We start from the raw sequence: 6595 nt of genomic DNA on the forward strand, positions 1-6595 counted from the left end.
GCTATACCGTCCGCCGCTGCCACTGCCACGGCGCCGTGCGCACCGCGCCACGGATCGCCACCGGCGGGATGATCAGGTCGCCATCCAGCGCCCCCTTCAGATACTCCTTACCGATCGGGCTGAAGGTGCCGGCGCTGGACAGGCACGCCCGCCAGATATCCAGGGTGCCCAGCTTGCCGGTCGCGCGCTCGTAGCACTGCCCGGTGATATGGCAATAGGTGGAGAGTGCCAGTCCGCCGGTGTACTGCTCCACCGTCTGGGTACGGGTGTAATAGGCCAGCTTCATCCCGACGCCGACCGCGTCGGCATGGATCGCCTTGATCATGCCCAGTTCCAGGTCGATGACAAACTTGGCATCGTCCACCGCCACGTCCGCGCTGGTGGTCAGACTGGTGGCGGTGCCTTGGGCGTCGGGTGCAATCCCGTAATTCGCCAGCGGCACCCACTCATTGAGCACCGTCGTCACCACCTCGGCGGCCACCGCCGCACCCGTCTGGACCACCTCAGTCACCGCCCCGCCGGTCATCATCGCAATCATGCCCGGGGTGAACGTGGTGGCCTCGATCGCCACCTTGGCCACCTTGTCGGTCGGCACCTGCTGCGAGTCCAGGGCCGCCCCCTTGGACGAGTGCATCCGCGAAATCAGCTTGATGGTGTCCTGCGCGGGCGCGGTCACCTCCAGCTTCTCAAGGTTGATGAAGTCCGAGTACGTCGCGGGCGGGGTCTCCCCGGACCACACCCCGACACGCCCCTCGAACTCCAGAAATGCCTTCAGCGGCGTGCCGCGTGCGATAGCCATGGATCAATGCCTCGTGCTACAGAAATATGGCCGCCGGCACCGCCGCCAGCCTGGAATACCGGAGCCTCAGCCCCGCCCGACGATGCCGAGCGTGACCGCCAACTCGATCTCATAGAGCGGGTGCGAAAACACCCCCTCCACCCGTTCGCCAGTGCGCGCGTCCCAATCCCAGCCCGCCCAACCCGCCGTCCAGGGCAGCGCCAGCGCCGCCAGCACCGCCTCCGCCAGCGCGTCAACCGTCCCAATCCCGGCGTCGCCCTCCTTGCTCACCTTCGCCATCCGGTACCCGCACACCAGGCCGATCTCCGCCATCTCGCCCCGGCCGGAGCGCAGATCGCGCCGATCCCGCAACGGCTGGATCGCCACAAAGGGCCACCCCTCCGCACCGGTCGGCCGCCGGTACTCCAGCGGATAGGTCAGCGCCCCATTGGCCGCGCACCAGTGCGCGAGCGGGGACCCGCTACGCAGGGCCTCCGCCGTGAGCCGCGCCCGCGCCGCAATGGCCAGTGCCAGACTCATCAGCCGCGCCCCAGCGGAATGGAGCCATAGCCCGCCGCGCCCGATCCGGTCACAGCCAACCCGAGCGACTCCCGGTCGATCCGCGTGCTCAGCGCAATGGCCTGCTTTTGGTAAGCGTCCATCTTGGCCCACTGGCCAGAGTCCTTATCGACCGCACTGCGCCGCGCCGCGCCTGCCGTCGCCTCCGCCACCGCCAGATCCTTGAGCAGCGCCAGCCCGGCCGCACCGGTCACCGTCGCCGGATCGATCCCCTTATTGCGCAGCACCGCAATCACCACCCGGTCAGCTGCCAACAGGTCAGAGGTCTCCACCGTCACGACGGGGTCCGTGCAATCGGCCAGCGCCGCATAAATCGCCACCGGTTCAGACATTGCCCAGCACCTCCGCCACCGCCTCAGTCGCCGCCGCCAACATCCGCGCCTGGCGCGCCGGCTGGTCGGCAAAGAAAAAGGGCTGCGCCTTCGTGCCCGGGTGATGCACCACGCGCCGGATCAGCATCCCGCCGCCCGGGCCCCCGCCGAACCACCGCAGCGCCTTGCGTCCCGGCCGCGGCGCGATCAGATGCGGCCGGGTGTCGAACTCCACATAGACGCCGTGCGGCGTCTGCGAGTAGATCACCGCCCCATCGCCCTGCGCGTGCCAGCCCAGGCCCTGCTCGATGGTCTGCCCGGCCACCGGCGGCCGCGGCGTATAGGCCCGGCCCGCCCGGATGTACTCATGCATCGCATCCACATACACCTCAGCCGCCCGCTTGGCCGCCAGGATGCTCGCGCGCTTCACCACCGCCGCCGGCTGACTCAGCAGCCGCCCCAGCGCTGGTGACAGATCAAAGTTGACCGCGAGCAGGCTCATGCGCCCGCCGCTGCCGTGTCGCCGCCCGCGGGGGGCGACGCCCGATTGCGCCGCCCCCGTTCCCTCGTCGGCCTTTCTTCACTTGGTGTAGGTCCGTCCCTGGAGACCGGCGAACCACCACAGACCGCCGGCCGCTCCTCATTACTACCACTGGAAATCGTAGGAGCGGCCCCCGGCCGCGACGCGCCCACCCGCGCCTCCCGCCAAGCCCGCTCCGTTACCGTGCTCATGCTCAGAACGCCGCCGCCAGCATCAGACTCAAGCTGGCGATGGCCACCATGTTGTTCACGCTCGCCGCCACGGACACCCGGACGTCGGTCAAGGGCGCCAGATACAGCATCCCCTCGAACTCGAACTCACCGTGCCCCGTGCGCGCCAGCGATACCGTCCCCGTCGCCGTATCCAGCGCCTGCGTACCACTCACCTGGCTGGCCACCTCCAGGAGGTCCACCGTCTGCCACGCCTCCCCGCTGGGCCGGATCAGGAGCGAGCCGGTCAACACCCCCGCCGTCGCCGCGCCCGCCGTCAGCCGCCCGCCGGCCAGATAGGCCGCCCGATCCCCCGGCACCGTATAGATCGCCGCGTTCAACCGCCCGGACCCGGCCGGCAGCACCCCCGCCGCCGCCCCGCCAATGGCAATCGTGATCGCCCCCGCGTTCACGGCACCGGACCCCGCCGAGCGCACCCGCGCATCCAGGATGCGGAAAAAGGCATTGGTCAGCGCCACCGCATCCGTGCCGGTCGGCACCACCGTCTCGCGTGCCAGCACCCCACCGGCCAGCAGCCCCACCACCTCGATCGACCGCGCCCCGGTCCCCGCCGCCGCATCCGCCGCCGACCCCGAGACCAGCGTCGTGGCCCCCGCCGCGGCCGGGAAGCTATAGACCCCGCCGCCCGCCCACACATCCTCCGCCGCCGCCCCGTCCACATCGGCATTGCTGCCGACCGGATAGGCCCATTCCCGCAAATGTTTATCGCCCATGACGTGTCCTCAGCGCGACAGGATCGCGACCAACCGGATTTGCTTGTTCTCCCAGACCTTCGTCCAAGAGGTCGCCGTGGCCAGCTTCGCATTGGTCGGGTTCCGCCCCGCCACCGCGGAGGCGTAAGAGCAGCCCGCGGGATGCAGCACCAGACCCTGTCGCGACACCAGCACATCGTTGCCTTGCAGCGCAAAGCGCTGCGTCTCCACCGGCACCTTCACCGGCACGTCCGCCCGCGCAATCGCCCCCGGGCCGAACAGATAGGTGGTATAGACCCCGTTCGTCACCGGGCACCCATCGTCGATGATCACCCGCTTGCCGAGATACGTGGTGTAGGAGATCTCGTTCGTCGCCGGGTCCCGGACATACTCGATCAGCTCCTGTGCCTGCAGGCTGGAATGCTTGGCGCTGTGCATCGCAATCGCCGTCAGCATATCCTTGTGATCCCCCAAGAGCTGCGCACCCTCGATCACCACCTCCCCGTTGAGCTTGCGCCCGCCGCCGGACACATCCAGCACATGGGTCGCCGCCAGACAGCCGCCGGTGCGGAACAGCCCGGTCAGGATCTGGATCAGCCGCGTCTGCTCATCGCGCATCCAGTACAGCGCCACCCCGTTGGCAATCGCCATGGCCGGGTCACTGCCCGCCACCATCGCCGCCATATCGTTGGTGCTCCAACTCTTGCCGCGGAACTGCTTCACCGCCACCTGCACCGCCGCGCTGATCGAGCCCGGCGTCAGTGCCGCGTCGGCCGTCTCGCCGTCCGGCAGGACTTCGGAATCGCCGCTGATATCGCCCCAGAAGGGCAGGTTGGCGTAATCGCCCCCGCCCTGGACGGCCTGCTGAATCTGCCCCACCGGCGCCGCGATCCCGGACTGCGCAATCGCGCTCAAGCTCGCGGTGCGCAGCGTCACATAGTCCGCAAAGACTGCCGGGACGATGATGTCCCCGTACCCCGTGTTTGCACTGTCGGCCATTTACTTGCCCCCCGCCCGGCGAGTCATCTCCGCCTGATAGGCAGCCGGATTGCTGGCGCGCAACTCCCCGAGCTGCGCCATCGTCATCGTCTGCGCCGCCGGTGCCGCACCACCGCCGCCAGCCCCCGAGCCCTGACCGCCCACCGGCCGCGCCAGGTGGGGCTTGGCCTGGAGCAGCTCCGCCACCGCCTCGGCCGGCGTCTTGCCGCCGATCGTCACCGCGCCCGCCGCGTCCACCTTGGCCGCGCCGGACAACAGCGCCTGCACCACATCCGGATCAACGGAGGCGGCGCCCGCGCTCAACAGTGCATTGCGGATCTGCGCTCGCTCAAACCGCGCGCGCACTTGGGCGAGTTCGGCCTGTGCCTGTTCGGCGAGCTTTTTAAACTCGCCCTGCTCGGCGAGCTTATCGGCCGCCTCCTTGTCCCGGGCAGCCTTGAGCGCTTCGATCGAGTCAAGCCCGGTGGCCGCCTTCAACTCGGTAGCCAGCTCCGCGCGCAGCTGCGTGCGCAACTCATCGATCGACGGGGGAGGGGCTGTCTTAGTACCAGCCGCCCCGGGTTCAGGGGTCTTTTTCTCGGGCGCCGTGCCTTCGGGCTCAGCCATGGGGTGATCTCCACTCTATAGATAGGAGCCCCGGGCGCCGGGGCCACCGCGCAATCCTCCCACCACGCCCACACGCAACCGGCGTTAGCTGCACAGTATTTTTTGGCCGCGAGAGCCAGCAGAAAAGAGGGGAGGGGAGTGGCCGGAAGGCCCGGCCGCGTCAGGCGCCGTTTGAGCTATCGCGCCAGCCGCCAATGCCATGAGACAGGATCGCCCGGCAACCGCCTTGCGCAAGACGCTCAACGCGCCTCACCGCCCATTGCAGGCACGAGCGCGGGAGCTGGGTCAAAGAGCGGAGGGCGACCGCCCCGCACCCTGATCAGCACCCCCGATCACCCCCGCGGCCGTCGCCTCCTCCCGCGTCATCAGGCCGAACCCATCCGGACGCATCAGGTCCCGCCAGGCCACGCCATCCGCCCGTGCCTGATCAGCCCACGCCGGCACCATCGCGGCCCGCTGATCCTCCGACACCTGATGCACAAAGTCGCCAAAGTCCCCAACCCCCCGCTTGCCATCCGCCCGCATCTTGCGCGTGGTCGGCGTGAGCGAGCACAGGCACTGCGGATGCGCCTTGCCCCGCGGCACCCGGTCCCGCGGATAGACCCCCGCCCCCATGCCCTGATCCAGGTCCGCGTAATAATCACAGATATCCGGCACGCTGTGGCTGGCCGAGAGCCGCCACACAAACCCCGTCACATCCTGATCTTCCAGCCCCACCGCAATCACCGCCTGATGATGCGCCGTCGCCATCTCGGTGCGCGCAATCCGCCGCAGGTTGTACAGCTGCCGGTCATAGAGCCACCACTGCAGATGCTGGTCCACCAGGTCCTGCCGCCCCTCGCTGATCGCCGCCCGGATCCCCGCCAGCGCATGCTCCGCCTGACGCCGTGTGCCCCCGTCCTGCAGACTCTCCACATGCGCCACCGCCTCCTTCACCGCCTGCACCCAACGCGTCATGCCCCCAGGGTCCCGGACGCTCGCCATCCCCGCCGCCCGCAACCGGTCCGCCCAATCCTCGGTGCGCACGGACACATCCGCAAAGCGGCTACCCGCCGCCGCCTCGATCGCCCGCTGCATCTCCATCACCAGATTCCCGGTCTCCTGCCCGGTGCGCACCGCCGCCGCCAGCACGTCACTCACCCCGGATTGTGTCTTGGCACTCCAGTCCCACACCCGCTGACTCAGGTTCAGCCCATCCGGCCAGCGCTGCCCATACGCCTCCGCCGTGCGCTCCTGGATGAACGCCGAGCGCATATCCGTCGGCAAGGTCCCCGCCGCCGGGGCCACCGCCGCCTCCACCCCCTCCCGGATCTGACTCTGCGCCAGGTCGATGTAATCGGTCACATACTGCTGCGCCTCCGGCGTCAGCGTGGTACCCCCGTCGCGCACCGCCTGCGCAATCTGCGCCGCATACTCCGCCGTGGACTGCCCCAGCCGCACATCCTGCGCCCGCACCGCCACCGCCACCGCCCGGTGGATGGCCGCCCAATCAGTGGCCATCGCGCATCCTCACCACCACCCGCAGATGGCTCGCGACCTGGTCGCGATGCTGGACCGGCACCTGCGCCAGCCGCTTATCCATCTCCGCCCGCGTGCGGCCTTGCGCCGCCCAGGCGTTCCACTGCCCCAGCGTCGCCCCAGGATCAGGCGCAGCCGGCGGTGTCACCGCCGCCCCCTCCCGTACGCCGCGACCACCACATCAGCCGGCAGACACGGCACGCAGTCCGGGCAGTAATGCCGGATCGCCCCGCCCTGGACCACCGCCGCCCAACTGGGAGGCAAGTCCGTGGCATCCAACACCGTCGCCTCGGCCCCGCACCCGTCGCACTCCACCAGGTGCCGCCGCCCCCTCCCGTACG

At 69.5% G+C, this 6595-nt stretch carries 10 protein-coding genes; all 10 read right to left on the reverse strand.

The genetic code is table 11. The features are described from left to right. Position 1 precedes the first annotated feature (1 nt). Positions 2-799, reverse strand: coding sequence for a hypothetical protein (locus tag QZY44_RS00960; RefSeq protein ID WP_295440953.1), 798 nt, complete (start codon positions 797-799; stop codon positions 2-4). A gap of 66 nt (positions 800-865) precedes the next feature. Beyond that, the gene (locus QZY44_RS00965) at positions 866-1318 is read right to left on the reverse strand and encodes a hypothetical protein (RefSeq protein WP_295440955.1); all 453 of its coding nucleotides are present in this window, start codon (positions 1316-1318) and stop codon (positions 866-868) included. After that, positions 1318-1689: a hypothetical protein gene (locus tag QZY44_RS00970; protein WP_295440958.1), complete on the reverse strand. Its 372-nt coding sequence runs from the start codon at positions 1687-1689 to the stop codon at positions 1318-1320. Before QZY44_RS00970 ends, QZY44_RS00965 begins: the two co-directional genes overlap by 1 nt. Further along, a complete protein-coding gene (locus QZY44_RS00975; protein ID WP_295440961.1) occupies positions 1682-2170 on the reverse strand; it encodes a hypothetical protein in 489 nt (162 codons plus the stop codon). The genes QZY44_RS00970 and QZY44_RS00975 overlap by 8 nt, the downstream gene beginning before the upstream one ends. A 232-nt stretch (positions 2171-2402) precedes the next feature. Beyond that, positions 2403-3152, reverse strand: a complete 750-nt coding sequence (locus tag QZY44_RS00980; protein ID WP_295440964.1) for a hypothetical protein — start codon at positions 3150-3152, stop codon at positions 2403-2405. A 9-nt stretch (positions 3153-3161) separates the two neighbouring features. Further along, entirely contained in the window at positions 3162-4130 is a 969-nt protein-coding gene (locus QZY44_RS00985; RefSeq protein WP_295440967.1) for a major capsid protein, read from the reverse strand. Next, entirely contained in the window at positions 4131-4736 is a 606-nt protein-coding gene (locus QZY44_RS00990) for a hypothetical protein (RefSeq protein ID WP_295440970.1), read from the reverse strand. 285 nt (positions 4737-5021) lie between these two features. After that, entirely contained in the window at positions 5022-6236 is a 1215-nt protein-coding gene (locus tag QZY44_RS00995; protein WP_295440973.1) for a hypothetical protein, read from the reverse strand. Continuing rightward, the gene (locus QZY44_RS01000; protein WP_295440976.1) at positions 6226-6402 is read right to left on the reverse strand and encodes a hypothetical protein; all 177 of its coding nucleotides are present in this window, start codon (positions 6400-6402) and stop codon (positions 6226-6228) included. Before QZY44_RS01000 ends, QZY44_RS00995 begins: the two co-directional genes overlap by 11 nt. Next, positions 6399-6595 (reverse strand): hypothetical protein (locus QZY44_RS01005; RefSeq protein ID WP_295440979.1); only part of this gene is annotated, 197 nt, incomplete at its 5' end. The genes QZY44_RS01000 and QZY44_RS01005, both read right to left, overlap by 4 nt.

Origin of the sequence: uncultured Thiodictyon sp., from assembly GCA_903837595.1 — a bacterium.
In the GTDB taxonomy this organism is placed as follows: Bacteria; Pseudomonadota; Gammaproteobacteria; order Chromatiales; family Chromatiaceae; genus Thiodictyon.

What these genes read in the sequence shown, in the direction of transcription:
- QZY44_RS00960 (WP_295440953.1), bottom strand. Translation starts at nt 799, where the DNA reads ATGGCTATCGCACGCGGCACGCCGCTGAAGGCATTTCTGGAGTTCGAG.
- QZY44_RS00965 (WP_295440955.1), bottom strand. Translation starts at nt 1,318, where the DNA reads ATGAGTCTGGCACTGGCCATTGCGGCGCGGGCGCGGCTCACGGCGGAG.
- QZY44_RS00970 (WP_295440958.1), bottom strand. Translation starts at nt 1,689, where the DNA reads ATGTCTGAACCGGTGGCGATTTATGCGGCGCTGGCCGATTGCACGGAC.
- QZY44_RS00975 (WP_295440961.1), bottom strand. Translation starts at nt 2,170, where the DNA reads ATGAGCCTGCTCGCGGTCAACTTTGATCTGTCACCAGCGCTGGGGCGG.
- QZY44_RS00980 (WP_295440964.1), bottom strand. Translation starts at nt 3,152, where the DNA reads ATGGGCGATAAACATTTGCGGGAATGGGCCTATCCGGTCGGCAGCAAT.
- QZY44_RS00985 (WP_295440967.1), bottom strand. Translation starts at nt 4,130, where the DNA reads ATGGCCGACAGTGCAAACACGGGGTACGGGGACATCATCGTCCCGGCA.
- QZY44_RS00990 (WP_295440970.1), bottom strand. Translation starts at nt 4,736, where the DNA reads ATGGCTGAGCCCGAAGGCACGGCGCCCGAGAAAAAGACCCCTGAACCC.
- QZY44_RS00995 (WP_295440973.1), bottom strand. Translation starts at nt 6,236, where the DNA reads ATGGCCACTGATTGGGCGGCCATCCACCGGGCGGTGGCGGTGGCGGTG.